Origin of the sequence: Pseudomonas qingdaonensis, from assembly GCF_018398475.1 — a bacterium.
GTDB lineage: Bacteria > Pseudomonadota > Gammaproteobacteria > Pseudomonadales > Pseudomonadaceae > Aquipseudomonas > Aquipseudomonas palmensis.
Genome location: NZ_CP074676.1, coordinates 3,983,987 through 4,010,180 on the forward strand (window position 1 = coordinate 3,983,987; position 26,194 = coordinate 4,010,180).

22 protein-coding genes, 3 tRNA genes and 1 riboswitch are annotated in these 26,194 nt (G+C 62.8%); of the genes, 9 read left to right on the forward strand and 16 right to left on the reverse strand.

The features are described from left to right. The first annotated feature begins 1 nt into the window (after position 1). From KH389_RS18080 to fabI, 3 genes are read left to right on the forward strand one after another with little or no spacing between them, the layout of a single operon-like run. Positions 2 to 1,021 carry an ABC transporter permease gene (locus tag KH389_RS18080; RefSeq protein ID WP_043864487.1) on the forward strand — a complete coding sequence of 340 codons (1,020 nt, stop codon included), beginning with the start codon at positions 2 to 4 and terminating at the stop codon, positions 1,019 to 1,021. A gap of 1 nt (position 1,022) precedes the next feature. Further along, entirely contained in the window at positions 1,023 to 2,633 is a 1,611-nt protein-coding gene (locus tag KH389_RS18085; protein ID WP_043864488.1) for an ABC transporter ATP-binding protein, read from the forward strand. Between the two features lie 18 nt (positions 2,634 to 2,651). Further along, entirely contained in the window at positions 2,652 to 3,446 is a 795-nt protein-coding gene (fabI, locus tag KH389_RS18090; RefSeq protein ID WP_043864489.1) for an enoyl-ACP reductase FabI, read from the forward strand. Positions 3,447 to 3,641: 195 nt separating this feature from the next. On the opposite strand, the gene KH389_RS18095 is transcribed toward fabI, so the two are convergent. The 7 genes from KH389_RS18095 to KH389_RS18125 form a co-directional block, all read right to left on the reverse strand. Continuing rightward, positions 3,642 to 5,513, reverse strand: a complete 1,872-nt coding sequence (locus tag KH389_RS18095; protein WP_054915281.1) for a SurA N-terminal domain-containing protein — start codon at positions 5,511 to 5,513, stop codon at positions 3,642 to 3,644. Between the two features lie 196 nt (positions 5,514 to 5,709). Continuing rightward, positions 5,710 to 5,982, reverse strand: coding sequence for an HU family DNA-binding protein (locus KH389_RS18100; RefSeq protein WP_003183171.1), 273 nt, complete (start codon positions 5,980 to 5,982; stop codon positions 5,710 to 5,712). 146 nt (positions 5,983 to 6,128) lie between these two features. Continuing rightward, on the reverse strand, positions 6,129 to 8,525 hold the full coding sequence (lon, locus tag KH389_RS18105) for an endopeptidase La (RefSeq protein ID WP_043864491.1): 2,397 nt from the start codon (positions 8,523 to 8,525) through the stop codon (positions 6,129 to 6,131). A gap of 152 nt (positions 8,526 to 8,677) precedes the next feature. Beyond that, a complete protein-coding gene (clpX, locus tag KH389_RS18110; RefSeq protein ID WP_043864492.1) occupies positions 8,678 to 9,961 on the reverse strand; it encodes an ATP-dependent Clp protease ATP-binding subunit ClpX in 1,284 nt (427 codons plus the stop codon). Positions 9,962 to 10,066: 105 nt separating this feature from the next. Next, positions 10,067 to 10,702, reverse strand: coding sequence for an ATP-dependent Clp endopeptidase proteolytic subunit ClpP (gene clpP / locus KH389_RS18115; protein WP_043864493.1), 636 nt, complete (start codon positions 10,700 to 10,702; stop codon positions 10,067 to 10,069). Positions 10,703 to 10,793: 91 nt separating this feature from the next. Further along, a complete protein-coding gene (gene tig / locus KH389_RS18120) occupies positions 10,794 to 12,104 on the reverse strand; it encodes a trigger factor (RefSeq protein ID WP_043864494.1) in 1,311 nt (436 codons plus the stop codon). 263 nt (positions 12,105 to 12,367) lie between these two features. Then, on the reverse strand, positions 12,368 to 12,673 hold the full coding sequence (locus tag KH389_RS18125) for a DUF6388 family protein (protein ID WP_043864495.1): 306 nt from the start codon (positions 12,671 to 12,673) through the stop codon (positions 12,368 to 12,370). Between the two features lie 226 nt (positions 12,674 to 12,899). Here KH389_RS18125 and KH389_RS18130 point away from each other — a divergent pair, with 226 nt between their 5' ends. From KH389_RS18130 to KH389_RS18140, 3 genes are all read left to right on the forward strand, one after another. Continuing rightward, positions 12,900 to 14,729: an SLC13 family permease gene (locus tag KH389_RS18130; RefSeq protein ID WP_058541306.1), complete on the forward strand. Its 1,830-nt coding sequence runs from the start codon at positions 12,900 to 12,902 to the stop codon at positions 14,727 to 14,729. Between the two features lie 143 nt (positions 14,730 to 14,872). Beyond that, positions 14,873 to 15,391, forward strand: coding sequence for a sigma-70 family RNA polymerase sigma factor (locus KH389_RS18135; RefSeq protein WP_043864497.1), 519 nt, complete (start codon positions 14,873 to 14,875; stop codon positions 15,389 to 15,391). Further along, a complete protein-coding gene (locus KH389_RS18140) occupies positions 15,388 to 16,335 on the forward strand; it encodes a FecR domain-containing protein (protein ID WP_213605992.1) in 948 nt (315 codons plus the stop codon). Before KH389_RS18135 ends, KH389_RS18140 begins: the two co-directional genes overlap by 4 nt. 13 nt (positions 16,336 to 16,348) lie before the next feature. Here KH389_RS18140 and KH389_RS18145 read toward each other — a convergent pair whose 3' ends face one another. Genes KH389_RS18145 through KH389_RS18170 form a run of 6 tightly spaced genes read right to left on the reverse strand, consistent with a single transcriptional unit; the run spans position 16,349 to position 23,285 of the window. After that, positions 16,349 to 17,113, reverse strand: coding sequence for an ATP-binding cassette domain-containing protein (locus KH389_RS18145; RefSeq protein WP_213605993.1), 765 nt, complete (start codon positions 17,111 to 17,113; stop codon positions 16,349 to 16,351). Next, positions 17,114 to 18,124 (reverse strand): FecCD family ABC transporter permease, encoded by a 1,011-nt coding sequence (locus KH389_RS18150; protein ID WP_054915286.1) that lies wholly within the window; start codon positions 18,122 to 18,124, stop codon positions 17,114 to 17,116. Then, positions 18,121 to 18,903, reverse strand: coding sequence for a heme/hemin ABC transporter substrate-binding protein (locus KH389_RS18155; protein ID WP_052504327.1), 783 nt, complete (start codon positions 18,901 to 18,903; stop codon positions 18,121 to 18,123). Before KH389_RS18155 ends, KH389_RS18150 begins: the two co-directional genes overlap by 4 nt. Before the next feature lie 50 nt (positions 18,904 to 18,953). Beyond that, positions 18,954 to 19,898 (reverse strand): ChuX/HutX family heme-like substrate-binding protein, encoded by a 945-nt coding sequence (locus KH389_RS18160; RefSeq protein WP_213605994.1) that lies wholly within the window; start codon positions 19,896 to 19,898, stop codon positions 18,954 to 18,956. A gap of 28 nt (positions 19,899 to 19,926) precedes the next feature. Beyond that, complete coding sequence (locus KH389_RS18165) at positions 19,927 to 20,859, reverse strand: ChaN family lipoprotein (RefSeq protein WP_213605995.1); 933 nt, start codon at positions 20,857 to 20,859, stop codon at positions 19,927 to 19,929. 17 nt (positions 20,860 to 20,876) lie between these two features. Further along, positions 20,877 to 23,285 (reverse strand): TonB-dependent receptor, encoded by a 2,409-nt coding sequence (locus tag KH389_RS18170; protein ID WP_213605996.1) that lies wholly within the window; start codon positions 23,283 to 23,285, stop codon positions 20,877 to 20,879. 268 nt (positions 23,286 to 23,553) lie between these two features. Here KH389_RS18170 and KH389_RS18175 point away from each other — a divergent pair, with 268 nt between their 5' ends. Continuing rightward, positions 23,554 to 23,739: a hypothetical protein gene (locus KH389_RS18175; RefSeq protein ID WP_054915290.1), complete on the forward strand. Its 186-nt coding sequence runs from the start codon at positions 23,554 to 23,556 to the stop codon at positions 23,737 to 23,739. Between the two features lie 100 nt (positions 23,740 to 23,839). Further along, the gene (locus tag KH389_RS18180) at positions 23,840 to 24,232 is read left to right on the forward strand and encodes a RidA family protein (RefSeq protein ID WP_058541313.1); all 393 of its coding nucleotides are present in this window, start codon (positions 23,840 to 23,842) and stop codon (positions 24,230 to 24,232) included. Between the two features lie 99 nt (positions 24,233 to 24,331). Here KH389_RS18180 and KH389_RS18185 read toward each other — a convergent pair. The 3 genes from KH389_RS18185 to KH389_RS18195 all read right to left on the reverse strand — a co-directional run bounded on the left by KH389_RS18185 (position 24,332) and on the right by KH389_RS18195 (position 24,663). Beyond that, positions 24,332 to 24,416: transfer RNA gene (locus KH389_RS18185), tRNA-Leu, on the reverse strand. A gap of 53 nt (positions 24,417 to 24,469) precedes the next feature. After that, positions 24,470 to 24,545: transfer RNA gene (locus tag KH389_RS18190), tRNA-His, on the reverse strand. A gap of 41 nt (positions 24,546 to 24,586) precedes the next feature. Next, positions 24,587 to 24,663 (reverse strand) — tRNA-Arg (locus KH389_RS18195). Between the two features lie 285 nt (positions 24,664 to 24,948). Between KH389_RS18195 and folD the strand changes: the two genes are divergently transcribed. Further along, the gene (folD, locus tag KH389_RS18200) at positions 24,949 to 25,803 is read left to right on the forward strand and encodes a bifunctional methylenetetrahydrofolate dehydrogenase/methenyltetrahydrofolate cyclohydrolase FolD (protein ID WP_043864505.1); all 855 of its coding nucleotides are present in this window, start codon (positions 24,949 to 24,951) and stop codon (positions 25,801 to 25,803) included. Between the two features lie 118 nt (positions 25,804 to 25,921). Next, positions 25,922 to 26,124: riboswitch (cobalamin riboswitch) on the forward strand. Positions 26,125 to 26,194 lie beyond the last annotated feature (70 nt).

Here is a 26,194-nt window from a genome sequence, read left to right on the forward strand (position 1 = left end):
GATGACCCTATCCCCTCTCAACCGCCGCCGCTTCGAACGCTTCAAGGCCAACCGCCGAGGCTGGTGGTCGCTGTGGCTGTTCCTGATCCTGTTCGGGCTGAGCCTGGGCGCCGAGCTGATCGCCAACGACAAGCCGCTGGCGGTGCGTTACGACGGCGAATGGTACTTCCCCGCCCTCAAGCGCTACCCCGAGACCACCTTCGGCGGCGAGTTCCCGCTGGAGGCCAACTACAAGAGCCCGTACATCCGCGAGTTGCTGGCAGCCAAGGACAGCTGGGTGCTGTGGGCACCGATCCCGTTCAGCTACCAGAGCATCAACTACGACCTGAAGGTGCCCGCCCCGGCCCCGCCCTCGGCGCAGAACCTGCTGGGCACCGACGACCAGGGCCGCGACGTGCTGGCGCGGGTGATCTACGGTTTTCGCATCTCGGTGCTGTTCGCCCTGACGCTGACGGTGTTCAGCTCCATCATCGGGGTGATCGCAGGCGCCCTGCAGGGCTTCTATGGCGGCTGGGTCGACCTGGCCGGGCAGCGCTTTCTGGAGATCTGGTCGGGGTTGCCGGTGCTGTACCTGCTGATCATCCTGGCCAGTTTCGTGCAGCCCAACTTCTGGTGGCTGCTGGGCATCATGCTGCTGTTCTCGTGGATGAGCCTGGTGGACGTGGTGCGCGCCGAGTTCCTGCGCGGGCGCAACCTGGAATACGTGCGCGCGGCGCGGGCGCTGGGCATGCAGAACGGCGCGATCATGTACCGGCACATCCTGCCCAACGCGATGGTCTCGACCATGACCTTTTTGCCGTTCATCCTGACCGGCGCCATCGGCACCCTCACGGCGCTGGACTTTCTCGGCTTCGGCCTGCCACCGGGCGCGCCGTCGCTGGGCGAGCTGGTGGCCCAGGGCAAGTCCAACCTGCAGGCGCCGTGGCTGGGCATGAGCGCCTTCGCGGTACTGGCACTGATGCTCAGCCTGCTGGTGTTCATCGGCGAGTCCGCCCGCGATGCCTTCGACCCGAGGAAATGAGATGAGCAACGACACCTTGATCGAAGTGCGCGACCTGTCGGTGGAGTTCGTCACCGGGGCGCAGCAACAACGCGTGGTCGAAGGCATCAGCTTCGACATCCGTCGTGGCGAGACATTGGCACTGGTGGGCGAAAGCGGCTCGGGCAAGTCGGTGACCGCGCACTCCATCCTGCGCCTGCTGCCCTACCCGCTGGCCCGCCACCCCAGCGGCAGCATCACCTACGAAGGCCAGGACCTGCTCAAGCTGGAAGAAAAACAGATGCGGCGCATTCGCGGCAACCGCATCGCGATGATCTTCCAGGAGCCGATGACCTCGCTCAACCCGCTGCACAACATCGAGAAGCAGATCAACGAGATTCTCATGCTGCACAAGGGCCTGCGCGGCAAGGCGGCCACCGAGCGCACCCTGGAGCTGCTGGAACTGGTGGGCATTCCCGACCCGGTCAAGCGCCTCAAGGCCCTGCCCCACGAGCTGTCGGGCGGTCAACGCCAGCGGGTGATGATCGCCATGGCCCTGGCCAACGAGCCGGAGCTGCTGATCGCCGACGAACCGACCACCGCGCTGGACGTCACCGTGCAGCTGAAAATCCTCGAATTGCTCAAGGACCTGCAGGCGCGCCTGGGCATGGCGCTGCTACTGATCAGTCACGATTTGAACCTGGTGAAAAGAATTGCCCACCGCGTATGTGTCATGCAGCGCGGTTGCATCGTCGAACAGGCGTCGTGTGACGAATTGTTCCGTGCCCCGCAGCATCCGTATACGCAAATGCTGCTCGGTGCCGAGCCCAGCGGCAAGCCTGCCGACAACCCGGTGGGCCCGCCGCTGCTCGAGGTCGAGGACCTGCGCGTGTGGTTCCCGATCAAGAAGGGCCTGCTGCGCAAGACCGTGGACCACGTCAAGGCGGTGGACGGCATCAACTTCAGCCTGCCCCAGGGCCAGACCCTGGGCATCGTGGGCGAGAGTGGTTCCGGCAAGTCTACCCTGGGCCTGGCGATCCTGCGGTTGATCGGCAGCCAGGGCGCGATACGCTTTGAAGGCCAGGCGCTGGACGGCCTGACCCAGCAACAGGTGCGGCCGTTGCGCCGCCAGATGCAGGTGGTGTTCCAGGACCCCTTCGGCAGCCTGAGCCCGCGCATGAGCGTGAGCGATATCGTCGGAGAGGGCCTGCGCATTCATCGGATCGGCACGGAGGCAGAGCAGGAACAGGCGATCATGGAGGCGCTCGAGGAAGTAGGACTGGATCCGCAAACCCGGCACCGCTACCCTCACGAGTTCTCCGGTGGCCAGCGACAACGTATTGCCATTGCCCGGGCACTGGTATTGAAACCGGCGCTGATACTGCTGGACGAGCCCACTTCGGCGCTCGACCGGACCGTTCAGCGCCAGGTGGTGGAACTGCTGCGTACGCTGCAGACCAAGTACAACCTGACCTACTTGTTCATCAGCCATGACCTGGCGGTGGTCAAGGCGCTCAGCCACCAGTTGATGGTGGTCAAGCAGGGCAAGGTGGTGGAACAAGGTCCGGCTACGGGTATTTTCAGCGCCCCGCAACATCCCTATACACAGCAGCTGCTGGAAGCCGCCTTTTTGGCCCCCACAGCTGTCGATTAACCTGAAGAGGAACAACACATGGGTTTTCTCGCCGGTAAGCGCGTACTGATCGTCGGTGTCGCAAGCAAACTGTCCATCGCATCCGGCATCGCTGCCGCCATGCATCGCGAGGGTGCAGAACTTGCCTTCACCTACCAGAACGAAAAGCTCAAGGGCCGCGTCGAAGAGTTCGCCGCTGGCTGGGGCTCCAGCCCTGAGCTGTGCTTCCCCTGTGACGTTGCCAGCGATGAAGAAATCGCCAAGGTCTTCGAAGAACTGAGCAAGAAGTGGGACGGCCTGGACTGCATCGTGCACTCCGTAGGCTTCGCGCCGGGCGACCAGCTCGACGGCGACTTCACCCAGGCCACCACCCGTGATGGCTTCCGCATTGCCCACGACATCAGCGCCTACAGCTTCGTGGCCCTGGCCAAGGCCGGTCGCGACATGATGAAGGGCCGCAATGGCAGCCTGCTGACCCTGTCGTACCTGGGCGCCGAGCGCACCATGCCCAACTACAACGTGATGGGCATGGCCAAGGCCAGCCTGGAAGCCGGCGTGCGCTACCTGGCGCGCAGCCTGGGCCCGGAAGGCACTCGTGTGAACGCCGTTTCGGCCGGCCCGATCCGTACCCTGGCAGCCTCGGGTATCAAGAACTTCCGCAAGATGCTGGACGCCAACGAAGCGCAGACCCCGCTGCGTCGCAACGTCACCATCGACGAAGTCGGCAACGCCGGCGCGTTCCTCTGCTCGGACCTGGCGTCGGGCGTGAGCGGTGAAATCATGTACGTGGACGGTGGCTTCAACACTACCGCCATGGGCGACCTTACCGAGTAAGGTTGGCAGGATGGGAAAAGGCCGCTGATGCGGCCTTTTCTTTTGTCCGGGATCTGGCCATTCGCCGGCAAGGCCGGCTCCTGAAGAGGTTGTGATCCCTGTAGGAGCCGGCCTTGCCGGCGAACGCCCCCGTACAACCAACACAAAAACAGAAAGGGCCGCATCAGCGGCCCTTTCCGTTTACAGCAGCATCACTCAGTAACGGGTGATGTCCGCCTTCTCTTCCAACTGCTTGCGGTATGCAGCGAAGTCCTGCTGGCCAGCACGCGACGCCAGGAAGCGACGGTAGGCCGCCTTCTCTTCGTCACTTGCCGCAGCACCTTCGTTGACGCCGTTCAGGCGCAGGACCACAAAGCTGCCGTCGTTCAAGGTGACGCTACCGAAGGTCGGCTTGTCCTTGGCTTGCGGCTTGCTCATGCGGAACACCGCCTGCAGCTCGGCCGGGTCGATGGCCTCCTGGTTGCGTGTGACCGCTTCCTGGACCTTCCAGCTCTGCCCTTCCTGGCTGGCTGCCAGTTCGACCTTGCCGTCGCGCAGGCCGGCGATCAGCGCCTCGCCCTTGGCCTTGGCCGCCGCACTGGCGTGCTCCCTGGCCAGGTGCTTGCGAATGCTGTCGCTCACCACTTCCAGCGGCAGTTGCTCAGGCTTGCGGTGCTCCTTGACACGGATGACCACGACCGTCTCCGGGTCCAGCTCGATGGCGGTGCTGTTGGCACCCTCTTCCAGCACTTCCGGGCTGAACGCCGCCTGGATCACCGCACGGTTGGCCGTGATGCCATCGCCACCTTCACGGCCGAACGGCGCCGAGGTGTTCAGCTTCAGGCCAAGCTCCTGGGCCGGCTGGGCCAGGTCGGAGGCTTCGAACGCCGAGTCCTCCAGCTGCTTGGTCACTTCGACGAAGCGCTGTTCGACCTGCTGGGTCTTGAGCTCGCGGGTCAGCTTGTCTTTCAGGCTGGCGAAGGTCGGCACTTCAGGTGCCTGCACATCCAGCAGCTTGATCAGGTGCCAACCGAAGTCGGTACGCACCGGCGCCGATACCTGGCCCTTGTTCAGCGCATACAGCGCCTCTTCGAAGGCCGGGTCGTAGACGCCCTGGCCGGCATAGCCCAGGTCACCACCCGTGGCGGCAGAGCCCGGGTCCTGGGAGAACTCCTTGGCCAGCTTGGCAAAGTCTTCGCCTTTGTCCAGACGCTGCTTGATCTCTTCGATGCGGGCCTTGGCCTGGGCATCGTCAAGCTTGTCGTTGACTTCGATGAGGATGTGCGCGGCATGGCGCTGCTCGGCCAGGTTGGCGATTTCCTTCTGGTACAGCGCCTGGAGCGCCTCGTCGTCGACCTTGACCTGGTCGAAGAACGCGGCCTTCTTCAGCTCGATGTAGTCGATGACCACCTGATCGGGGCTCATGAACTCCTTGGCGTGCTCGTCGTAGTGCGCCTTGATCTCTTCGTCGGTGACCTTGACCGCGGCCGGGTCGGCCTTGAAGGTCAGCGAAGCGAAATCACGGGTCTGCTTCTCCAGGCGGGCAAATGCCTCGACCTGCGAATCGGTAACGAAACCGCTGCCGGCCAGGCCAGCACGCAGTTGGCCGATCAGCATTTCCTGCGCCAGCATGTCGCGGAACTGCAGGCGACCGTAGCCCAGCTGACGAATCACCTGGTCGAAACGCTCGGGGCTGAACTTGCCGTCAACCTGGAACTCCGGCGTTTGCAGGATGACCTGGTCAAGCGCGGCTTCGGAGAAGCTGAACTTGGCATCCTTGGCGCCCTGGAGCAGCAGCTTGCGCTCGATGAGGCCCTTGAGTGCTGCTTCACGCAGCATTTTTTCATCCAGCAGGGAGGCGTCGAAATCCTTGCCCAGCTGTTGCATCAGTTGCCGACGTTGCATGTCGACAGCCTGGCTCAGCTCATTCTGGCTGATGGTGTCGCCATTGACCTTGGCAGCGTCCTGGCTATGGGTGGTGGCCTGGAAGATGGCATCGAAGCCGGTCAGCGCCATCAAGGCCACGATGACACCGATGATGGTCTTGGCAATCCAACCTTGTGAATTGTCCCTGATATTTTGAAGCATGCGTCCCCCAGAAACGGCCGTACTAAATAAACAACCGCGGAGCGTGGGTAGAGTCCTGATAGAAGAAAGGCGCATCCGAGGATGCGCCTTCTCGTAACTGGCGAAGCAAACGGGAATCTGTTTTTGCGATTCCCCGTGCTGCGCTACCAGGCCAGGCGAAACCCGACCCGGTTAGGCGAAGCCTGAAAGAGACGCCTTAGTTGACGGCTTCTTTCAGTGCTTTGCCGGCCTTGAAGCCTGGCTTCTTGGCAGCAGGAATTTCCAGAGTCTTGCCGGTTTGCGGGTTGCGACCGGTACGGGCAGGACGATCGGTTACCGAGAAGGTACCGAAACCGACCAGCACCACGGAATCACCGGCTTTCAGGGCGCCGGTGACGGATTCGATGACTGCGTCCAGCGCACGGCCGGCAGCAGCTTTCGGGATATCAGCAGATGCGGCAATAGCGTCAATCAGTTCCGACTTGTTCACTCTAAGTCCCCTTATCTCTATTTGAGTTTGTTTCTAAGTATGTAATGAAAAGCAAAACGATTGCCGGGTGGCCCACCGACAAGTGGGCGCCGCTTTATAACAAGGGCCCGAATTAACGTCGTGGAGGCCCCCCAGCCAAATACGTACTAATGGGTACTGATTCGTTCCTTGGAATCGCTGTCGCGCTTTTCATCCTTGGCGACAATCTCGGGAGCCACATCTGGCAAGGGCTCCGGGGCGTATTGCAGCGCAATTTGGAGGACTTCGTCAATCCATTTGACAGGTTTAATCTGAAGATCCTGTTTAATATTGTCAGGAATTTCCTTCAGGTCGCGCACATTCTCTTCTGGAATGATCACGGTCTTGATCCCGCCGCGGTGTGCTGCCAGCAGTTTTTCCTTCAAACCGCCAATGGCCAGCACCTGGCCACGCAGGGTGATTTCCCCGGTCATGGCCACATCGGCGCGCACCGGAATCCCGGTCAGGGCCGACACCAGTGCAGTGCACATGCCGATGCCAGCGCTCGGGCCGTCCTTGGGGGTAGCCCCTTCCGGCATGTGAATGTGGGTGTCGCGCTTCTCGTGGAAGTCGGCCGGGATCCCCAGGCTGCGTGCACGGCTGCGCACCACGGTCTGCGCGGCAGTGATCGACTCGACCATCACATCGCCCAGCGAACCGGTCTTGATCAGTTGACCCTTGCCCGGAATCACCGCAGCCTCGATGGTCAGCAGCTCGCCGCCCACCTGGGTCCACGCCAGGCCGGTTACCTGCCCTACCTGGTCCTGCTGCTCGGCCAGGCCGTAGCGGAACTTGCGAACGCCCAGGTAATGCTCGAGGTTGTCACCATCGACCTTGACGGCCACCTGCTTGAGCCCGGCATGTTCCTTGACGACCTTGCGGCAGATCTTGGCGATCTGGCGCTCCAGGCCCCGCACACCGGCTTCGCGGGTGTAGTAGCGGATGATGTCGCGGATGGCGGCAGTGTCGATCTCCAGCTCGCCCTTCTTCAGGCCGTTGGCCTTGATCTGCTTGGGCGAGAGGTACTTGACCGCAATGTTGATCTTCTCGTCTTCGGTGTACCCCGGCAGACGAATCACTTCCATCCGGTCGAGCAGCGCCGGCGGGATATTCATCGAGTTGGAGGTGCACAGGAACATCACGTCCGACAGGTCGTAATCGACCTCCAGATAGTGATCGTTGAAGTTGTGGTTCTGCTCGGGGTCGAGCACTTCGAGCAGTGCCGAGGCCGGGTCGCCACGCATGTCGCTGCCCATCTTGTCGATTTCATCGAGCAGGAACAGCGGGTTGCGCACACCCACCTTGGTCATCTTCTGGATCAGGCGACCGGGCATCGAACCGATGTAGGTACGACGGTGGCCGCGAATCTCTGCCTCGTCACGCACGCCACCCAGGGCCATGCGCACGAACTTGCGATTGGTGGCGCTGGCAATGGACTCGGCCAGGGAGGTCTTGCCCACACCCGGCGGGCCGACCAGGCACAGTACCGGGCCGCGGATCTTCTTCACGCGCTTTTGCACGGCGAGGTATTCGAGGATGCGTTCCTTGACCTCGTCCAGGCCGTAGTGGTCGGCATCCAGGATCTCTTCGGCCTTGGCCAGGTCAAGGCGCACCTTGCTCTGCGCCTTCCACGGCACCTGCACCAGCCAGTCGAGGTACGAGCGCACCACGGTGGCTTCAGCCGACATCGGCGACATCTGCTTGAGCTTGTTCAGCTCGGCCTGGGCCTTGGCGTAGGCATCCTTGGGCAGGCCGGCAGCGTCGAGGCGCTTTTTCAGCTCTTCGACTTCGTTGTGGCCTTCGTCGCTGTCGCCGAGCTCTTTCTGAATGGCCTTCATCTGCTCATTCAGGTAGTACTCGCGCTGGCTGCGCTCCATCTGCTTCTTGACCCGACCACGGATGCGCTTCTCGACCTGCAACAGGTCGATTTCGGCATCCAGCAAGGCCAGGACATGCTCGACCCGGGCGCCCAGGTCGATGATTTCGAGAATTTCCTGCTTCTGCTCGATCTTCAGGGCCATGTGGGCGGCCATGGTGTCGACCAGGCGCCCCGGCTCGTCGATGCTGTTGAGCGACGAGAGGACTTCAGCCGGGACCTTCTTGCCCAGCTGCACATACTGTTCGAATTGCGACAGCAGGCTGCGCACGAAGACTTCGGACTCGCGATCGGCGGCCTCGACTTCGTCGATCAGCGCCACATCGGCGCGAATATGCCCGTCGACTTCGACAAAGCGCTCAACCGCACCGCGCTGCTCGCCCTCGACCAGCACCTTGACGGTGCCATCGGGCAGTTTGAGCAGTTGCAGTACGGTTGCGATGGTGCCGACACGGTACAGGGCATCTTCACCTGGATCGTCATCAGCTGGATTCTTCTGGGCCAGCAGGAGGATCTGCTTCTCGCCCGTCATCGCGGCCTCGAGGGCCTCGATGGACTTTTCACGCCCCACGAACAGCGGGATGACCATGTGCGGGTAAACGACGACATCGCGCAATGGCAAAAGAGGCAAGTCGAGGGTTGTCTTCATGATTTCGCCTCTACAGCGGCCTTATGGCCGTAATCCGATGGAAATTTGAGCATGGAGTTAATGTGGGGGCAGGCCCGCAAAAAAACAAGCTCTGCGACAGGAAAAGCAAAGGGGCCCGTAGGCCCCTTGCTGGTTTGCTGCCGTCACCCGACTCAGGCGTCGGGTGCAGCCTTGGCTTGCGGCTCGCTGTTCTCGTAGATCAACAGCGGCTTGGACGAGCCATCGATGACGCTCTCGTCGATCACCACCTTGCTGACATCCTTCTGCGAAGGAATCTCGTACATGGTGTCGAGCAGGATGCCTTCGAGAATCGAACGCAGGCCACGGGCACCGGTCTTGCGCTCCAGTGCCTTGCGGGCCACCGACTTGAGCGCATCGCTGCGGAACTCCAGGTCGACGCCTTCCATCTCGAACAGCTTGCCGTATTGCTTGGTCAAGGCGTTCTTCGGCTCGGTGAGGATCTGCATCAGTGCAGCCTCGTCGAGCTCGTCGAGGGTTGCCAGTACCGGCAGGCGGCCGACGAACTCGGGAATCAGGCCAAACTTGACCAGATCGTCCGGCTCGACTTCACGCAGCGACTCGCCAACCTTCTTGCCTTCTTCCTTGCTGCGAACTTCCGCACCAAAGCCGATGCCACCGCGGGTGGAACGGTTCTGGATGACCTTTTCGAGGCCCGAGAACGCACCGCCGCAAATGAACAGGATGTTGCGCGTATCGACCTGCAGGAACTCCTGCTGCGGGTGCTTGCGGCCACCTTGCGGCGGTACCGAGGCAACCGTGCCCTCGATCAGCTTGAGCAATGCCTGCTGCACGCCTTCGCCCGAAACGTCACGGGTGATGGATGGGTTGTCCGACTTGCGCGAGATCTTGTCGATTTCGTCGATGTAGACAATGCCCATCTGGGCCTTTTCCACGTCGTAGTCGCACTTCTGCAGCAGTTTCTGAATGATGTTCTCGACATCTTCACCGACATAACCCGCTTCGGTCAGCGTGGTGGCATCGGCAATGGTGAACGGCACATTCAACAGACGCGCGAGGGTTTCGGCGAGCAGGGTCTTACCCGAGCCCGTCGGTCCGATCAGCAGGATGTTGCTCTTGCCGAGCTCGACATCGTCGTTCTTCTTGTCACGTTGGTTCAGGCGCTTGTAGTGGTTGTACACCGCTACGGCCAAGACTTTTTTCGCGCGCTCCTGACCAATGACGTACTGGTCCAGGATGCCGCTGATTTCTTTCGGCGAAGGCAATTTATGCGCGCTGCTCTCGGCCTGGGCTTCCTGCACCTCCTCACGGATGATGTCGTTGCACAGGTCGACGCACTCGTCGCAGATAAAGACCGAGGGGCCGGCAATCAACTTGCGTACTTCATGCTGGCTTTTGCCGCAGAAGGAGCAATAGAGCAATTTGCCGTTGTCCTCGCCGTTACGGGTGTCAGTCATTCGATCGATCCAATCCGGTAGGCTTGCAACACAAGATGAAGGCAATTGCGGGCTTTTTCAAGTCCACAGGTGGCGGGAGGGCCCGGCCACCCGCTTGGCTGCCTATCAAACAGGCCGCTTGTGGAGCACCGAGTCGATCAGGCCGTATTCGGCAGCACGCTCGGCGCTCATGAAGTTGTCGCGGTTGGTGTCACGCTCGATGGTTTCGAGGTCCTGCCCGGTGTGATGGGCCAGCAGCTCGTTCAGACGCGAACGGATCTGCAGGATTTCCTTGGCGTGGATCTCGATATCCGAGGCCTGACCCTGGAAGCCACCCAGCGGCTGGTGAATCATCACCCGCGAGTTCGGCAGGCAGAAACGCTTGCCATGGGCACCGGCAGCCAGCAGGAACGCGCCCATGGAGCACGCCTGACCGATGCAGGTGGTGGAAACGTCGGGCTTGATGAACTGCATGGTGTCGTAGATCGACATGCCTGCTGTCACCGAACCACCCGGCGAGTTGATGTAGAGATGGATGTCCTTGTCCGGGTTTTCCGCTTCAAGGAACAGCAATTGCGCTGCGATCAGGTTGGCCATGTAGTCCTCTACCGGGCCGACCAGAAAGATCACCCGCTCCTTCAACAGGCGCGAGTAGATGTCATAGGCGCGTTCGCCACGAGCGGATTGCTCGATAACCATCGGGACCAGGCCGCCTGCGGCCTGGATGTCAGAGCTCTGCTGATAATAAGAATTGCGGGACATGTCCTGCACTCACTCCCAAATAGTCATGTCTTGAATACGCACAAGCCAGCTCGAAGGCTGGCTTGTGGTGTTTTCCTACAAGAGAAGGAAATCAGTCAGCGGCAGGTGCCTGCACCGGCTTGACAGCTTCTTCGTAAGAGACCGATTTGTCGGTCACAGTCGCTTTCTGCAGAACAGTATCCACAACTTGTTCTTCCAGCACAACCGAACGGACTTCGTTCAGCTGCTGGTCGTTCTTGTAGTACCAGGCCACGACTTGCTCAGGCTCCTGGTAGGCCGAGGCCATTTCCTGGATCATTTCGCGAACGCGGTCTTCGTCTGGCTTGAGGTCGAACTGCTTGACCACTTCGGCGACGATCAGGCCCAGCACGACGCGGCGCTTGGCTTGCTCTTCGAACAGCTCGGCCGGCAGTTGCTCAGGCTTGATGTTGCCACCGAACTGCTGAACGGCCTGCACGCGCAGACGGTTCACTTCGTTTTCCAGCAGGGCCTTTGGCACTTCGATCGGGTTGGCAGCCAGCAGGCCGTCCATTACCTGGTTCTTGACCTTGGTCTTGATGGCCTGGCGCAGTTCACGCTCCATGTTCTTGCGAACTTCGGTGCGGAAGCCTTCGATGCCGGTTTCCTTGATGCCGAACTGGGCGAAGAACTCTTCGGTCAGCTCAGGCAGTTTTGGCTCGGAAACGCTGTTGACGGTAACGGTGAACTCGGCGGCTTTGCCAGCCAGGTCCAGGTTCTGATAGTCCTCGGGGAAGGTCAGGTTCAGAACGCGCTCTTCACCGGCCTTGGCGCCGACCAGACCTTCTTCGAAGCCTGGGATCATGCGGCCGGAACCCAGCACCAGCTGGGTGCCCTGGGCCGAACCACCGGCGAACACTTCACCGTCGACCTTGCCGACGAAATCGATGTTCAGCTGGTCTTCGTTCTGGGCAGCACGATCGGTCGCTTCAAAGCGAACGTTCTGCTTGCGCAGCACTTCCAGCATGTTGTCCAGGTCGGCGTCAGCCACTTCGGCGCTCAGGCGCTCGACGTTGATCGACTCGAAACCGGCAACGGTGAACTCAGGGAACACTTCGAAGACGGCAACGTATTCCAGGTCCTTGCCCGCTTCGAGCGACTTCGGCTCGATCGACGGCGAACCGGCCGGGTTCAGCTTCTGCTCGACCACGGCTTCGTAGAAGGAGGACTGGATCACATCGCCTACTGCTTCCTGGCGAGCGTCAGCACCGAAACGGCGCTTGATTTCGCTCATTGGAACTTTGCCTGGACGGAAGCCAGCGATCTTGGCCTTTTGGGCGGTCTGCTGCAGACGCTTGTTGACCTGGCTCTCGATACGCTCAGCCGGCACGGTGACGCTCATGCGGCGCTCGAGAGCGGAAGTATTTTCAACAGAAACTTGCATGGATATTCCTCGTTGCACAGACGTTAGCCGGCGATACCGACTCCAGAATCAAGGGCAAGCATTCTAGTGACTCAAACACCAGAAGTCACCCCGTTCAAATCAAGGAGAACAGGCCGCGGCACATTTGAATTTCGCACAACTGCCCCGAAGCCTCTTGCCCGGGCGCCGGAACCCGCCGTTGAAGGCGTTGCGGCCTGACCGGCGGGCATCCCGATGCCCAGTGGAGGCTATGGAACAGAAACTTTTCAACACACTACCGCGCCTCAGGGCGCAGCATCTTCAATTTCGTTGAACTCGCAGTATTCCTGCCAGCTCAGGCCCAATGCCTCGGCCACTTCGCGGTGCACTTCAAGACGCATCTCGCGCAGTTGTTCGGGCGACTCGGCAATCAACTCCAGGGTCAACTCCCAGGATTGAAGGCCACGCTCCTGCGCCTGGTCATCGAACGCCCACTGGATCTGCTGCTGTTGCTCGTGGGCATTGAGCCCGGCTATCTCTTCGAGCAACTGCGGGTTTGCCTGGGCAAACCGCTCTAGCGCGACCGCCTGGCGTGATTCTTTTGCAATCATGGTGCATTCCTTCCTGCGGCCGATAACCCGGCCACTGCTTCAACCGCCTGAAATCTATCAGCTTTGGCTTATTTGTCACTAGCCAGGGTGACATCGGCGACAGGTGAACAGCAGAATGCCGCGCACCTTAACATCTGGCCCTGTGCCACCCAAGCGCTGCAGCAAATCAACAAACGGCCGCCCGGTTTCTGCCAGACTCACCGGCGTCTTCTTTTCGGATACCTGCATGAATCACGAATTGTTCTGGGTCCTTGGCCTGCTGTTCAGCGCCGTCGCGCTGTTTGTCATCAATCGCCCGCGCATGGACGTGGTGGCGCTGCTGGTGATCGTCGCCCTGCCCCTGCTCGGCATCCTGAGCGTGCAGGAAGCCCTGGCCGGCTTCAGCGACCCCAACGTGGTGCTGATTGCCGCGCTGTTCGTGATCGGCGAAGGGCTGGTGCGCACCGGTATTGCCTACCGCATCGGCGAGTGGATGGCCGAACGCGCCGGCAACAGCGAAACTCGCCTGATCGTGCTGCTGATGGTGTCGGTGGCAGGCCTGGGCTCGGTGATGAGTTCGACCGGCGTGGTGGCGATCTTCATCCCGGTAGTACTGAGCATCGCCGCACGCATGAAGGTGTCGCCCAGCCGCCTGATGATGCCACTGGCCTTCGCCGGGCTGATCAGCGGCATGCTCAGCCTGGTGGCCACGCCTCCCAACGTGGTGGTGCACAGCGAGCTGGTACGCCACGGTGAAACCGGTTTCAGCTTTTTCAGCTTCACCCCTTTCGGCCTGGTGATCCTGGTGCTGGGGGTGGGCTACATGCTGCTGACGCGCAACTGGCTGGGCAGCGCGACGCGCAAGGACGGCAGTACCGAAACCCGCCGCACCCTGCTCGACCTGATCATCGACTACAAGCTGGCCGGGCGTGAACGACGCCTGCGGGTCAGGCCCCATTCGCCGCTGATCGGCCACAGCCTGAGCGAGCTGAAGCTGCGCACCGAGCACGGTGCCAACGTGGTCGGCATCGAGCGCCAGCACAAGTTCAGCACCCGCGTGATCAGCCCCGACTCCAGTACCCTGGTGCACGAAGGCGACGTGCTGCTGCTTGACCTGTTCTCGCCCAAGGACGACCTGCGCAGCCTGTGCCAGACCATGCGCCTGGAGCCTCTGCACTTCAAGGCCGCCTACTTCATCGACCAGTCGCGCGAAGTGGGCATGGCCGAAGTGGCGCTGCCACCGGGCTCGCAGTTGATCGGCAAGAACCTGCTGGAGCTGACGTTCCGCAGCCGCTGGGGGCTGAACGTGGTGGGCCTGCGTCGCGACCAGGCGGCCATCGACGAGCAACTGGTGGAAGAAAAGCTCAAGCTGGGCGACACCCTGCTGGTGATCGGCACCTGGAAGGCGATTCGCCAGCTGCAGACGCAACCGCGAGACTTTCTGGTGCTGAGCCTGCCGGCGGAAGTGGACAACGTGGCCCCGGCCCTGAATCAGGCGCCTTATGCGCTGATCAGCCTGGCGGTGATGGTGGGCCTGATGATCAGCGGCCTGGTACCCAACGTGATCGCCGCGCTGATCGGCTGCCTGCTGATGGGCGCCAGCCGCTGCATCGACATGGAGAGCGCCTACCGGGCGATCCACTGGCAGAGCCTGATACTGATCGTGGGCATGCTGCCCTTTGCCCTGGCGTTGCAGAAAACCGGAGGCATCGCCCTGGCGGTGGACGGCCTGGTGGGCGTGCTGGGCGGTGCCGGGCCCTACGTGATCCTCGCCACGCTGTTTGCGATCACGGCGCTGATCGGGCTGTTCATTTCCAACACCGCAACAGCGGTACTGATGGCGCCGGTTGCGATCACCACCGCACAGCAACTGGGCGCATCGCCCTACCCGTTCGCCATGATCGTGGCGCTGGCCGCATCCGCCGCGTTCATGACGCCGGTGTCGTCGCCGGTGAACACCCTGGTGCTGGGGCCGGGGCAGTATCGCTTCGCCGACTTTGTGAAGGTGGGGGTACCGTTCACGATCCTGGTGATGATTGTGAGCGTGCTGATGGTGCCGTGGATTTTTGCTCTGTAGACGGCGGTGCTGCCTTCGCCGGCCATGCCGGCTCCTGCAGGAGCCGGTTTGGCGGCCACAACCCACTAACAATAACAATTATCATTTGAGAAATAATCTCGTTATACTCCGTAGCCTCATCAGCCCTGCACCGATCGCACTCGATGGAATCCAGCCCACACGCCCCTGCCAGCGCCCATGCGTACCTGCAGACGCTGTACACCGATCACCATCGCTGGCTACGCCAATGGCTGCGCAACCGTATGGGTTGCCCGGAGTCGGCGGCTGACCTGGCCCAGGACACGTTCCTGAGCATCCTGGCCTCCAAGGACCTGTTCAGCATCCGCGAGCCGCGCTCGTTCCTGTCCACCGTGGCGCGGCGCCTGATGGCGAACGTACACCGGCGCCGACTGGTGGAGCAGGCCTATCTCGAAGCCCTGGCCAACCTGCCCGAAGCCGTGGAGCCCTCGCCCGAGGTGCGCACCCTGGCCCTTGAAGCCCTGACCCTGCTGGACAGGCTGCTCGACGAACTGCCGGCCAAGGTCCGCGAAGCGTTTCTGCTGTCGCACCTGCAGGGTCTGAAGATCGCCGAGATCGCCGAGCGCCTGCAAGTCAGCACACGCTCGGTGAAGCTGTACCTGGTGCGCGCCAACCAGCACTGTTTTTTTGCGCAGCTGCCATGAGCACACCGCAACCGGCCTTCAAGCCCCGCACCACCCGTGAGGCTGCCCACTGGCTGACCCTTTGGATGGACGGCGACCTGCCGCCCGAGCAGGCCCAGGCCTTTGCACGCTGGCGCGCCGCCGACCCGGACAACGAACGCGCCTGGCTGCATATAGAAAGCCTGCGCGGTCGCCTGGCCGGGCTGGAGCCCACCGCCGGCTACCGCAGCCTCAGCCACGGCGGCGGCAGTCGTCGGCGGGTGGTCAAGGCATTGCTGCTGCTTGCCCTGGCCGGCGGCACCGGCGGCCTGGCCTACCGCGAGCCCTGGCGCAGCGGTGCGGGCCTGGCCTACCACAATGGCGCCAGCGCCCCTCGACACATCACCCTGGCCGATGGCAGCCAACTGACCCTGGATGCCGACAGCACGGTGGAGGTGGACTTCACCCCCACCCAGCGCACCCTGCACCTGCGCAGTGGGCGGCTGCTGATCAGTACCGGGCATGATGACGCGCAGCGCCCCTTCAGCGTGAAGACCGCCCAGGGCAGCGTCCTCGCGCTGGGCACCCGGTTCGTGGTGCAGGTGCAGCCCGAGCGCACCGATGTGCAACTGTTCGAAGGCGCGCTGAAACTCAGCCCGCTGCACACCACGCCACAGCGGCTCAGTGCCGGTGAGCGCACACGCTTTACTGCCATGCGCATCGACGACAGCACCCGGGTGGGCCGCGAGCCTTCATGGGGCGTAGGCGCACTGGAGGCCGACGACATGCGCCTGGGGCACTTCATTGCCGAACTGTCGCGCTATCGCCCCGGCCTGTTGCGCTGCGCCAGTGAAGTGGCCGACCTGCGCATCTCGGGGGTCTACCCGCTGGCCGACAGCGATGCGGTACTCGACGCGCTGACCCAGTCGCTGCCGGTCAGCATCAACCGGCGCTCGCGCTACTGGGTCACGGTCAGCGCCCGCTGAGGGAACTGGCCATTCAGCACGCCAGCTCGATGCCCACCGCGTGGCCGGGCCCCGCCGTTACACTGACCTGGGCCCCGAACACCGTCTCGATGGTATGTGCATTCAGTACCTGTGCGGGCGTCCCGCTGGCGCACAACCGGCCCTTTTCCATCAGCCACAGCCGGTCGCAGTAGCGCGCCGCCAGGTTGAGATCATGCAGCACGCACACCACCGCGATATGTGGCACGCGGGCCAGCCGGCGCAACAGGCGCATCAGATTCTGCTGCTGGCCGATATCCAGCGCGCTGGTGGGCTCGTCGAGCAGCAGCAGGCGCGGCGCCTGGCCCTCGGTGGGGCCCGCAGGGCTGATGGCCAACTGGTTCAGCGCGCGGGCGATGGTCACCCGCTGCAACTCGCCGCCCGACAGCGACAGCACGCCGCGGTCGAGCAGATGAGTGATGTCCATGGCCTCGACGATGCCGGCGCACGGCAACCCGGCATGCCCCTGGCCCAGCTGGATGAATTCGCCGACCTGCCAGTCGAACGCACTGTCCATGTGCTGGGTGACCAGGGCGCGGTTGCGCGCCAGCTGGCGCGGCGAATAGGCGCTCAACGGCTGATCGAGCAGCCGCACTTCGCCGCAGTTGGGCGTGATATAGCCGGAGATCAGCGACAACAATGTGCTTTTGCCTGCGCCGTTGGGGCCGATCAGCCCCAGTAGCTGGCCGCCCTGTATGGCCTCGGTGACCGGGCTGAGGGCAAATGGCCGATGCAGGCCGACAGCGAGAAGATCGAGCATTCAGAACTCCCGGACCTTGCGGCCCAGCAACAACCAGAGAAAGTACGGCCCGCCGATCACGCTGGTGACCAGGCCGACCGGAATCTCGGCAGGGCTGACCAGGCTGCGCGCCAGGGTGTCGGCAAGCAGCAGCAGAATCGCCCCGCACAGCATCGAGGCCGGAATCAGCAGACGGTGGCCCGGCCCGAAGTACAGGCGCAGGCAGTGCGGCACCAGCAGGCCGATGAAGCCGATGATGCCGGTGAGTGCGACGCACAGGCCCACGCCCAGCGAGGAGGCCAGCACAATGCGATTTTTCAGGCGCTCGGCATTGAGCCCCGCCGCATGGGCAGACACCTCACCCAACTGGAACAGGTCCAGGTCGGCGGCGCTGCGCACCAGCACCAGCAAGGTCAACGGCAACACCACCAGCGCTACGCTCAGGGTCGACCACTCGGCGCTGCCCAGGCTGCCCATGCCCCACAGGCTCAATTGGCGCAACTGTTCTTCGCTGGCCATGAAGGTCAGCATGCCGCCCACCGCGCCGGTCAGGGTATTGATCACCAGGCCGGCCAACAGCAGGGTGATGGTCGATTCACGACCTTTGTAGCCGCGCCCGATGCGGAAGATCACCAGCGTTACCAGCAACGCCCCGACAAACCCGGCCAGAAACTGCCCATACAGCTCCAGGCCGGCAAAACGCCCATTGAACAGCACGATCCAGATCGACACCGCCAACCCCGCACCGCTGGCCTGGCCCAGCAGCGTGGGGTCGGCCAGCGGGTTGCGAAACAGCCCCTGCATGGCGGTGCCGCCTGCTGCCAGGGTCGAGCCCACCAGCACCGCCAGCAGCAGCCGCGGCAGGCGTACCTCGCTCCACACTTGCCATTCCAGCGGCGCGGGCAGATGGCCCAGCAGGATGCGCGGCGACAGGCCGATGCTGCCCACCAGCGAACACAGCGCCAGCAAGGCGCACAGGCCGGCCAGCATCAGCAACAGCGTGGGCAATGAGCGGGTGTGCGAGCGCGTCATGGGAACAGCGCCCCGGCATCACGGCGCAGTTGCAGCATGGCCGCCACGGTGCGTGGGCCCAGGTTGAGCAGCGCCTGATCGTCCACCTGCACCAGGCGCCGGTGCTGACCGGCCGGGGTCAGCGCCAGGCCGCCGAGCTTCCACAGGTTGTCCTCGCCGCCCAGGGCCTGCAAACCGGCGCGGCTGATGATCACGAAATCCGGTGCAAGCGACACCATCGCTTCGGCCGCCACCTGCTTGTAGGCACTGAACGGCGCGCAGTTTTCGATGCCCGCCTGCTCCAGTGCGGCATGGGCTTCGGTGCCGCGCCCCATGATCAGCGGGATCATGCCCGCTCGATTGAAGATGAACAGCGCCCTGGGGCCCTTGAGCGGCGCCAGTGCAGCCAACTCGGCGGCCAGACGTTGCTGCTCTGCAACCAGCGGCGGGCTCAGGGTTTCACGGTCGAAGGCCTTGGCCACCTGTTCTATCTTGCGTGGGATATCGGCGATGCGCTTGCCCCTGGGCACTTCGATGACCTCGACGCCCACGGTATCCAGCTGGCGCAGCACCACGGCCGGACGCGCCGCATCGCTGAGCACCACCCGCCGCGGATGCAGGCTCAGGATGCCTTCGGACGACAACTGGCGCAGATAGCCCACCGACGGCAGGCGAGCCACTTCGGGTGGGTAGTGACTGGAATCGTCACGCCCCACCAACCGCGAAGTGGCCTGCAACTGCGCGGCAATCTCGGCCAGGTCGTTGCCGATGACCAATGTGTCGGCCTGATCGGCATGCACGGGCGCTGTACCTATTAAAAGAAGCAGGCACACACTCAGCAGCCGAGCGCTCATTGCCCCGCCTCCAACCGATCGAGCAACTCGCGCCAGGCTGGCTGTTCGGGCTGCCCGGCAGGGCGACGTCCGAACAGTTGCACGATCAGGCGCTGCTCGGCATCGAAGATCTCCAGGCTGTTGACCCCGCCTACGGCATTGGGTTTGTACACGCGCCAGGCTTCGGCTTCGACAGTGTCACGTATGCCGAAACGGGTTGGTGCGGCGTCACCGTCACCCGGCATGTCGAACACCAGGCTGTCGCCCTGCCGCGTGGCGCCGTCGAGCTTGCCGGTGTAGATCTGCGTGGAGCCGGGGCTATAGATGAAGACCATCAGTTCCAGCCCGCTGTCGGCCAGTTGCCCGAGCAGCGCCGCAGTGCCCGCGCTGCCGATACGCCGGGCAAACTGCGGGGCCACGCCCTGGTTGCCCTGATAGCGGGTCAGGCCATGACGCTTGAGCAGCGCGAAGTGGTCATGCACATCCCCCATCGCTGCCCAGTCGTCGACCAGCCCGGCGACCTGTACATCTTGTTTGACCAGCGCCTCGCGCGGTGTGAAGTGCGGGTGCTCCAGGCTGCCCTGGGCATACAGCTCGGCCCACGCCTGCAGGTTCGAGCCGGGTAGCGACGCCAGGCGCAACAGCGGCGCGGCATGCCGGTCGAACACCCTCAGCTCGAAATCACCAGCGGCCTGGCCACGGGTGAGGCACAGCCAGTGCCAAGCGCGCAGGTTCAGGCGCAGGTCCAGGCCATCTTCGCCAAGCACCAGACCGACCTGGGCAACATCGTCCGACCGTGGGAAGCGCCCCACCTGGTCGAGGAATGCATGACTGGCCTGGGTCATGACCCTCAGCGGGCCAAGGTGATACAGCCGGGCCGCCACTTCGGCGGCAGGCAGGGCGAGGCTGAGGCAGTCATGCCCAAGGCGTTGGCGGAGGTCGCTGGCAGTAATAGCAGGCATGTGGGGATTCCTTGTGAGCAGAAAAGGTTCAGTGAAGGGGTGGCTGCAAGGGTGTGTCGCAGCTGGCAGCCGCCGGGGCAAGCGCAACACCGTCGCCGTCCTGGCTGGGCAGTAGCCACACGAAGTCGGCATCCTGCACGGCTGGGGCCTGGCCCTCCTCACCCAGCACCAGCACCTTCAAACCGGGATCGCGCGCGCCATGCCTGAGGTACTGGGGCGCGCCCTGGGACTTGAGGGTGTGCAGCACACCGGCGAACAACAGGCGCGGGGCCGGCGCGGCGTCGAGCACCTGGGCCATGCGCCGGTCGCGACCGTGCTGAATGGCGAGCATGGCGTTCAGTCGCGGCAGGTCGATCTCGCCACAGTGCATCTGCACGATGCGCTGACGTTGCACCTCGGCGATTGCCGCTTGCGGAAACAGGCTGGCCGCATCCGCGGGCGCGTCGGCTGCCACCTGCTTGCGTTCGCGGGAAGACAGGTTGCCGGCCAGCACCGGTGCCGGGGCCTGCATCAGTGCCTGCATCAACGGGCCGTATTGCTCCCAGCTCCAGCGCTCATCCCACTGCATGATCTTGCGCAGACGCGCCAGCCGCACGCGGTTGCCTGCGCCCAGCCACGCCTGCACATCGCCAACCGGGCGCTGCTGATCGCTATCGAGCATCTCGAGCACCACGGCGCCTTGCTGGCGCCGCTCGGCCAGGCCGGTGGCCAGCCACTGCTCGATCAGGTGATGAGCCACGTTGTCGTGGGTCTCCCCCACCATCACCGTGGGGGCTTGCGCCAGTACGTCGAGCAATTGCCCGGCATCGATCTGCTGGCCGCTGCGCACATCAACGATCGCGCCCCAGCCGGGGATGTTGGCTTCGACACGGGCATAGGCGGTCTGGGCCGGCGGCGCATTGACCGTGGCGCAGCCGACGAGCAGGGCAAGGCACGCCCCAAGCAGGCAGTTCGTGTACATGAGAGGGTCCTGTGGGGTCAGTATTCGAACGTGACGCCGAACGAGGTGGTACGCCCACGCCCGGTACCGCGGTCCAGTGAGGCGGACATGATCGAGTCCACCGAGGCGTTGTAGCTGTAGGTCTTGTTCTCCACGTTCTCGACGTTGAAGAACAGGCTGACGTTCTGCTGCACCTGCCAGCTGCCGTAAAGGTCCCAGATCACGCCGGTGGACTGTGTCTTCCTGGTTTCGTACCAGTCCCAGCTTTCTTCGGCAGGGCCGGAGTACTCGCCGCGGGCGCCGAGCACCACGCGCTCGTCGAACCAGCGCGTGCCCAGGTCGAGGGTCCAGTAGCGGTCGGGCTGGCTGTTGATGTCTTCGAGTTCGATGCCCGAGGTGGTCGGCGCCTTGGTGGTGGCGCGGGTCCAGGAGAGGTTGGCGTAGACGAAGCCTGCGTCGTAGCGGCCCTCGATCTCGTAGCCGCTCATGCGCACCTGCTCGGGCCAGTTGACCCAGTTGGCCTTGGCCGAGTATTCGCCGTCGTCATCGACGATGTCGAACGACTGCGGGGTGATATAGCCGTCGATCTTGCTGATGAAGCGGTTGACCTTGAGCTGGGCGTAGTCGTTGCTGCTGAACAGCCCGGCGCGACTGAGATTGAAGCCGAACTCGTAGTTGGTGGAGCGCTCCTGGCGCAGGTACGGGTTGGCCCCTACGCCGTCGGCATCGCTGGCGTCGGCGGTCATCGGCACCTTCTCGAAGAACATCTCCTGCACCCGCGGTGCACGCGAGGTGCGCGACCAGCTGGTGTAGAGCTGCATCCAGTCATAGGGCTTTACGGCAAAGCCGATACGCGGGTTGAAGCTGTGCTCGCGGCGGGTGATGTCCACATCGCCCCCGCCGATACCCGTGCACTCGCGCAAAATCGAGCACTTGGGCACGTGGCCGCTGACCTTGTAGCCGTCGTAGTGCATGCCCAGGGTCATGGCATAAATGTCGTAGTCCAGCTCCAGGGTACTGAACAGGCTTTCGGTCTGCTGCTTGCCTTCGGGGTTGGCCCCGCGTTTTTCCGGCGTGTCGGCAACGAAGTCGTCGGTGTAGTAGCGCATGCCGTTGCTCCAGCTCGCTTCCACCGGGCCGAAGTTGAAACGGCTGAGGTTGGTGAAGTCGAAACCGTGGGCATCGTCGTGGGTCTTGCGGCCGATGAAGGTGGATTCCTCCACCGGCGGGTAATCGAGCTGGGTCTTGTTCTGGTAGGCGTTGACCGTCAGGTTCACCCATTCGTTGTAGGGCGTGTAGGCGTACTTGGCGCGGTAGGTTTCGTTGCGCAGTTCCCATGGGTAGTTGTGGTAGAACTCGTTGCGGTACTGCACGCCGCTGAGGTCCAGGCGGTGCAGGTCGTTGGGCTGCAGGCGCACCTTGAGCAGGCCCGAGCGCGGGCTCTGCTTGGTGGTGTCGTAGTGGTTTTCCTGGCCGGAGCTGGTCTTGTATTCGCCGGTTTGCGAACTGCTGGCGGCGGCGACGATGCCGTACACGCCCTCGCTATCCTCGGGACGGGTTCGTGCGCCAGCGGCGAGCATGCGCGTGTTGCCGTAACCGTTGTTGCCGGTGCGGTAGGTGCTGCGCACACCCACGCGGTGGTCGGGCTTGACGATGTCGTCGATATCGAAGGTGCGGAAGTTGGCGGTGCCCCCCAGGGTATTGGCCCCTTCGGCGCCGTCCACCGCGCCGCGCTGCACATCGACACCGGCCAGCAGGTTGGGGTCGACGAAGGCCATCGGCCCGCCTGAACCGTGACCGGCGTTGTTGCGGAAGGTCTGGGTCACGCCGTCGATCATGGTGTTGACCCGCCCCAGGCCCGACAGCCCGCGGATGTTCACCGAAACCCCGGGCTGGCTGCGTGAATGCAGGGTGTAGGTACCGGGCATGGAGCGCACCAGGCTGTTGAGGTCCTGGCGTTCGGCGTGCACTTCGCGGCTGCTGCGGATCACGCCCGGGCGCTCGCCCAGTGCGTTGACCAGCGTGGGGCCCACCTCCAGCGCGCTGCGGCTCTGTTCCTCGGCGCGCAGCACGAAGCTCTTGTCCTTGAGCTGCACGATGCGCAGCCCGGTACCCATCAGCAGCAGGTCGAAGGCTTCCTTGCGGTTGTACTCGCCATCCAGGCCCTGGGTCTGGCGCTTGTCGGTCAGCTCCGGGGCAAAGGTCAGCATCACGCCGGTGGCGCCCGCCAACTGATTGAGTGCGGGCGCCAGCGGGCCTGCCGCAATCTGGTAATGCTTGCGTACAGCTGCGTGCTGAGCGGTGGGCGCCTCCATGGGCGCCGCCATTGCAACGCTGGCACCACTGACGGCAAGCGCCAGCACAGTAAGCGCGCCCTGCGCCGCCTTGAAAACACGGTGCCTGTCGGGCTGCTGGCCTGGATTTACGGTCGGCGCGATGCGTTTCACGTGAAGCTCCCTGGAACGTTGCAATGGTCTTGCAATAGAGGTCACGTGAGGCAGGCAAAAAGGGAAATGAAAATCAGTATTATTTTTAAAATCATTCATCAGCATGCGCGCGGATAAATGTTGGAACAGTTCTGCCCGTGGTGTTCACGCGCCTACGGCGCAAAGGACGCTATGCTTGCAGGGCCTTCCGTTGACGAACGGTGCCACAGCACCCGCACACGGAACGGCCGACTCGAGTGGCAGGGAGGCCGTGATAAAGGAACCGCACATGGAAAAATACCGATTGGCCGCTGCGCAGCTCGACGAGAGCCTCAGCAGAATTCGCGAACAACGCGATCACCTCCTCGCCCTGGGGGAGGCGGAGCAAGCCGCTCCACTCACCAGAATCCTCAACATCGTTCGACTGGAGCTTGAGCTGTCACCGGTAGGTGGGCCCAAGGCGACCAGGCATTGACGCGAGGGCACTGAAACGCGAAAGCCACCTTGATCGGTGGCTTTTCTGTTCTATAGAGTGGCGCGTCGCTTGATAGCCCTACTCCCCTGGACCCTGCCCCATGACTGATCGCCAGATTATCGTCCCCGACGAGATGAAATTGCTTTGCGAGCGTGCTGGTTATGCCCCCGCGGTAAAGGTGGGCAGAACCCTGTACTGCGCCGGGCAGGTGGGTCGAACGCCGGAGCTGGAGGTGATTGAAGACCCGGAGCAGCAGTTTCTGGCGGCCTGGGAAAACCTTCGCCTCGTGCTCGCGGCGGGCGGTTGCGGGTTTGACGACGTGGTCGAAATGACGACCTATCACATCGACATGCAACGCCATATGCCGCTGTTCAGGAGCGTGAAGGACAAGGTCTTTCCAAGGGGCACCTGTGCATGGACCTGCATAGGCGTCAGCGAACTCGCCCGACCAGGGTTGCTGGTGGAGATCAAGTGCATTGCGGTGCAGCGGTAGGTGCGGGTAAGGAGTAGAAGCCCAGAAACGAAAAAAGCCGCTCAAGGCGGCTTGTTCCGGGCTTCAACGCACTTCAGCGAAGGGCGGTGAAAGCATCTATGGTGCGGACGAAGAGACTCGAACTCTTACAGCTTGCGCCGCTGGAACCTAAATCCAGTGTGTCTACCAATTTCACCACGTCCGCGTGAAGCTTTTAAAGCAAAGGCGCCGGATTTTCATCGGGCGCCTTTTAGAATATGGGGTGGACGATGGGGATCGAACCCACGACAACAGGAGTCACAATCCTGTGCTCTACCAACTGAGCTACGCCCACCATATTGCTTTACTGCTTTTACTTGTGCCAGCTGCCTGTATTGGCGCACCCGGCAGGACTCGAACCTGCGACCATCCGCTTAGAAGGCGGATGCTCTATCCAGCTGAGCTACGGGCGCATATTTAATCTGCTTTCTGTTAGGATTACAAATTAACTTTTAGTCATACCGAACAAGCTATCAAAACCACTTATTCTGCCTGACCTTGCTAACCAGTGCTAGGCTCTGCCCGACAAGTGCGATGAATGTTATAGACGAGCGGCAAAGTCGTCAACACCTTTTTGAAAAAAATTCATTTTATTTAAGGGGTTAGGGGAATTGCCAGACCAAGCGCCTTTGCCCTGCGCCCCGGTCATGCGAGAATGCGCGCTCTTTTTATTCCCTCTCGATGGTTAATCACGCGTCATGACTGCACAACTTATCGACGGCAAGGCGATCGCCGCCAGCCTGCGCCAGCAGATCGCCCAACGTGTCGCGCAACGTCGCGAGCAAGGCCTGCGCACCCCCGGCCTGGCAGTGATCCTGGTAGGCAGCGACCCCGCCTCCCAAGTCTATGTTTCGCACAAGCGTAAAGACTGTGAAGAGGTCGGCTTCAACTCCCAGGCCTATGACCTGCCCAGCGACACCACCCAGCAGGCGCTGACCGACCTGATCGACCGCCTAAATGAAGACGCCGACATCGACGGCATCCTGCTGCAGCTGCCACTGCCGGCGCACCTGGATGCCTCGCTGCTGCTCGAGCGCATTCGCCCCGACAAGGACGTGGACGGTTTCCACCCTTATAACGTAGGCCGCCTGGCCCAGCGCATCCCGCTGCTGCGCCCGTGCACCCCCAAAGGCATCATGACCCTGCTGCACAGCACCGGTCAGGACCTGTACGGCATGAATGCGGTGGTAGTGGGCGCCTCGAACATCGTCGGCCGCCCCATGGCCATGGAGCTGCTGCTGGCCGGCTGCACCGTGACCGTGACCCACCGCTTCACCAAGGACCTGGCCGGCCACGTCGGTCGCGCCGACCTGGTGGTGGTGGCTGCCGGCAAGCCGGGGTTGGTCAAGGGTGAATGGATCAAGGAAGGCGCCATCGTCATCGACGTGGGCATCAACCGCCAGGAAGACGGCAAGCTGGTGGGCGACGTGGTCTACGAGACCGCCCTGCCCCGCGCCGGCTGGATCACTCCGGTGCCAGGCGGCGTCGGGCCGATGACCCGGGCGTGCCTGCTGGAGAACACCTTGTATGCGGCCGAAGAGCTGCACAAGTAAGGCTCGATCGGCAGCATCAGATAACGGCACCTGAGAAGGTGCCGTTTTTTTTGGCCTGGAACAAACGCACGCTCGTCAGCAAAGGCCGTCAGGTTGACGAACGGTCATGACAATGGTCAGATGCGGCCCAGTTTCAGGTGCCTGCTGCCGCCGTGCAGCAGGTGAAACGGGAAGCCGGTGCGTCTTGCATGACTAGTCCGGCGCTGCCCCCGCAACGGTAAGCGAGTGAAGCATCCAACAGGCCACTGTGCGCAACGCATGGGAAGGCGGATGACTTCGAGCCTCGCAAGCCCGGAGACCGGCCTGCAAACCCACGACTGTTGAAAGGATGCGTTCAGTCATTTTGGCAAACCTGCGGTGGGCGGGCACGAGCCGGTATTCTGGCGCGCGT

What these genes read in the sequence shown, in the direction of transcription:
- KH389_RS18130 (WP_058541306.1), top strand. Translation starts at nt 12,900, where the DNA reads ATGAATCACGAATTGTTCTGGGTCCTTGGCCTGCTGTTCAGCGCCGTC.
- KH389_RS18140 (WP_213605992.1), top strand. Translation starts at nt 15,388, where the DNA reads ATGAGCACACCGCAACCGGCCTTCAAGCCCCGCACCACCCGTGAGGCT.
- KH389_RS18095 (WP_054915281.1), bottom strand. Translation starts at nt 5,513, where the DNA reads ATGCTTCAAAATATCAGGGACAATTCACAAGGTTGGATTGCCAAGACC.
- KH389_RS18085 (WP_043864488.1), top strand. Translation starts at nt 1,023, where the DNA reads ATGAGCAACGACACCTTGATCGAAGTGCGCGACCTGTCGGTGGAGTTC.
- folD (WP_043864505.1), top strand. Translation starts at nt 24,949, where the DNA reads ATGACTGCACAACTTATCGACGGCAAGGCGATCGCCGCCAGCCTGCGC.
- KH389_RS18135 (WP_043864497.1), top strand. Translation starts at nt 14,873, where the DNA reads ATGGAATCCAGCCCACACGCCCCTGCCAGCGCCCATGCGTACCTGCAG.
- lon (WP_043864491.1), bottom strand. Translation starts at nt 8,525, where the DNA reads ATGAAGACAACCCTCGACTTGCCTCTTTTGCCATTGCGCGATGTCGTC.
- fabI (WP_043864489.1), top strand. Translation starts at nt 2,652, where the DNA reads ATGGGTTTTCTCGCCGGTAAGCGCGTACTGATCGTCGGTGTCGCAAGC.
- KH389_RS18165 (WP_213605995.1), bottom strand. Translation starts at nt 20,859, where the DNA reads ATGTACACGAACTGCCTGCTTGGGGCGTGCCTTGCCCTGCTCGTCGGC.
- KH389_RS18180 (WP_058541313.1), top strand. Translation starts at nt 23,840, where the DNA reads ATGACTGATCGCCAGATTATCGTCCCCGACGAGATGAAATTGCTTTGC.
- KH389_RS18160 (WP_213605994.1), bottom strand. Translation starts at nt 19,898, where the DNA reads ATGCCTGCTATTACTGCCAGCGACCTCCGCCAACGCCTTGGGCATGAC.
- KH389_RS18150 (WP_054915286.1), bottom strand. Translation starts at nt 18,124, where the DNA reads ATGACGCGCTCGCACACCCGCTCATTGCCCACGCTGTTGCTGATGCTG.
- KH389_RS18145 (WP_213605993.1), bottom strand. Translation starts at nt 17,113, where the DNA reads ATGCTCGATCTTCTCGCTGTCGGCCTGCATCGGCCATTTGCCCTCAGC.
- KH389_RS18125 (WP_043864495.1), bottom strand. Translation starts at nt 12,673, where the DNA reads ATGATTGCAAAAGAATCACGCCAGGCGGTCGCGCTAGAGCGGTTTGCC.
- clpP (WP_043864493.1), bottom strand. Translation starts at nt 10,702, where the DNA reads ATGTCCCGCAATTCTTATTATCAGCAGAGCTCTGACATCCAGGCCGCA.
- KH389_RS18175 (WP_054915290.1), top strand. Translation starts at nt 23,554, where the DNA reads ATGGAAAAATACCGATTGGCCGCTGCGCAGCTCGACGAGAGCCTCAGC.
- tig (WP_043864494.1), bottom strand. Translation starts at nt 12,104, where the DNA reads ATGCAAGTTTCTGTTGAAAATACTTCCGCTCTCGAGCGCCGCATGAGC.
- KH389_RS18080 (WP_043864487.1), top strand. Translation starts at nt 2, where the DNA reads ATGACCCTATCCCCTCTCAACCGCCGCCGCTTCGAACGCTTCAAGGCC.
- clpX (WP_043864492.1), bottom strand. Translation starts at nt 9,961, where the DNA reads ATGACTGACACCCGTAACGGCGAGGACAACGGCAAATTGCTCTATTGC.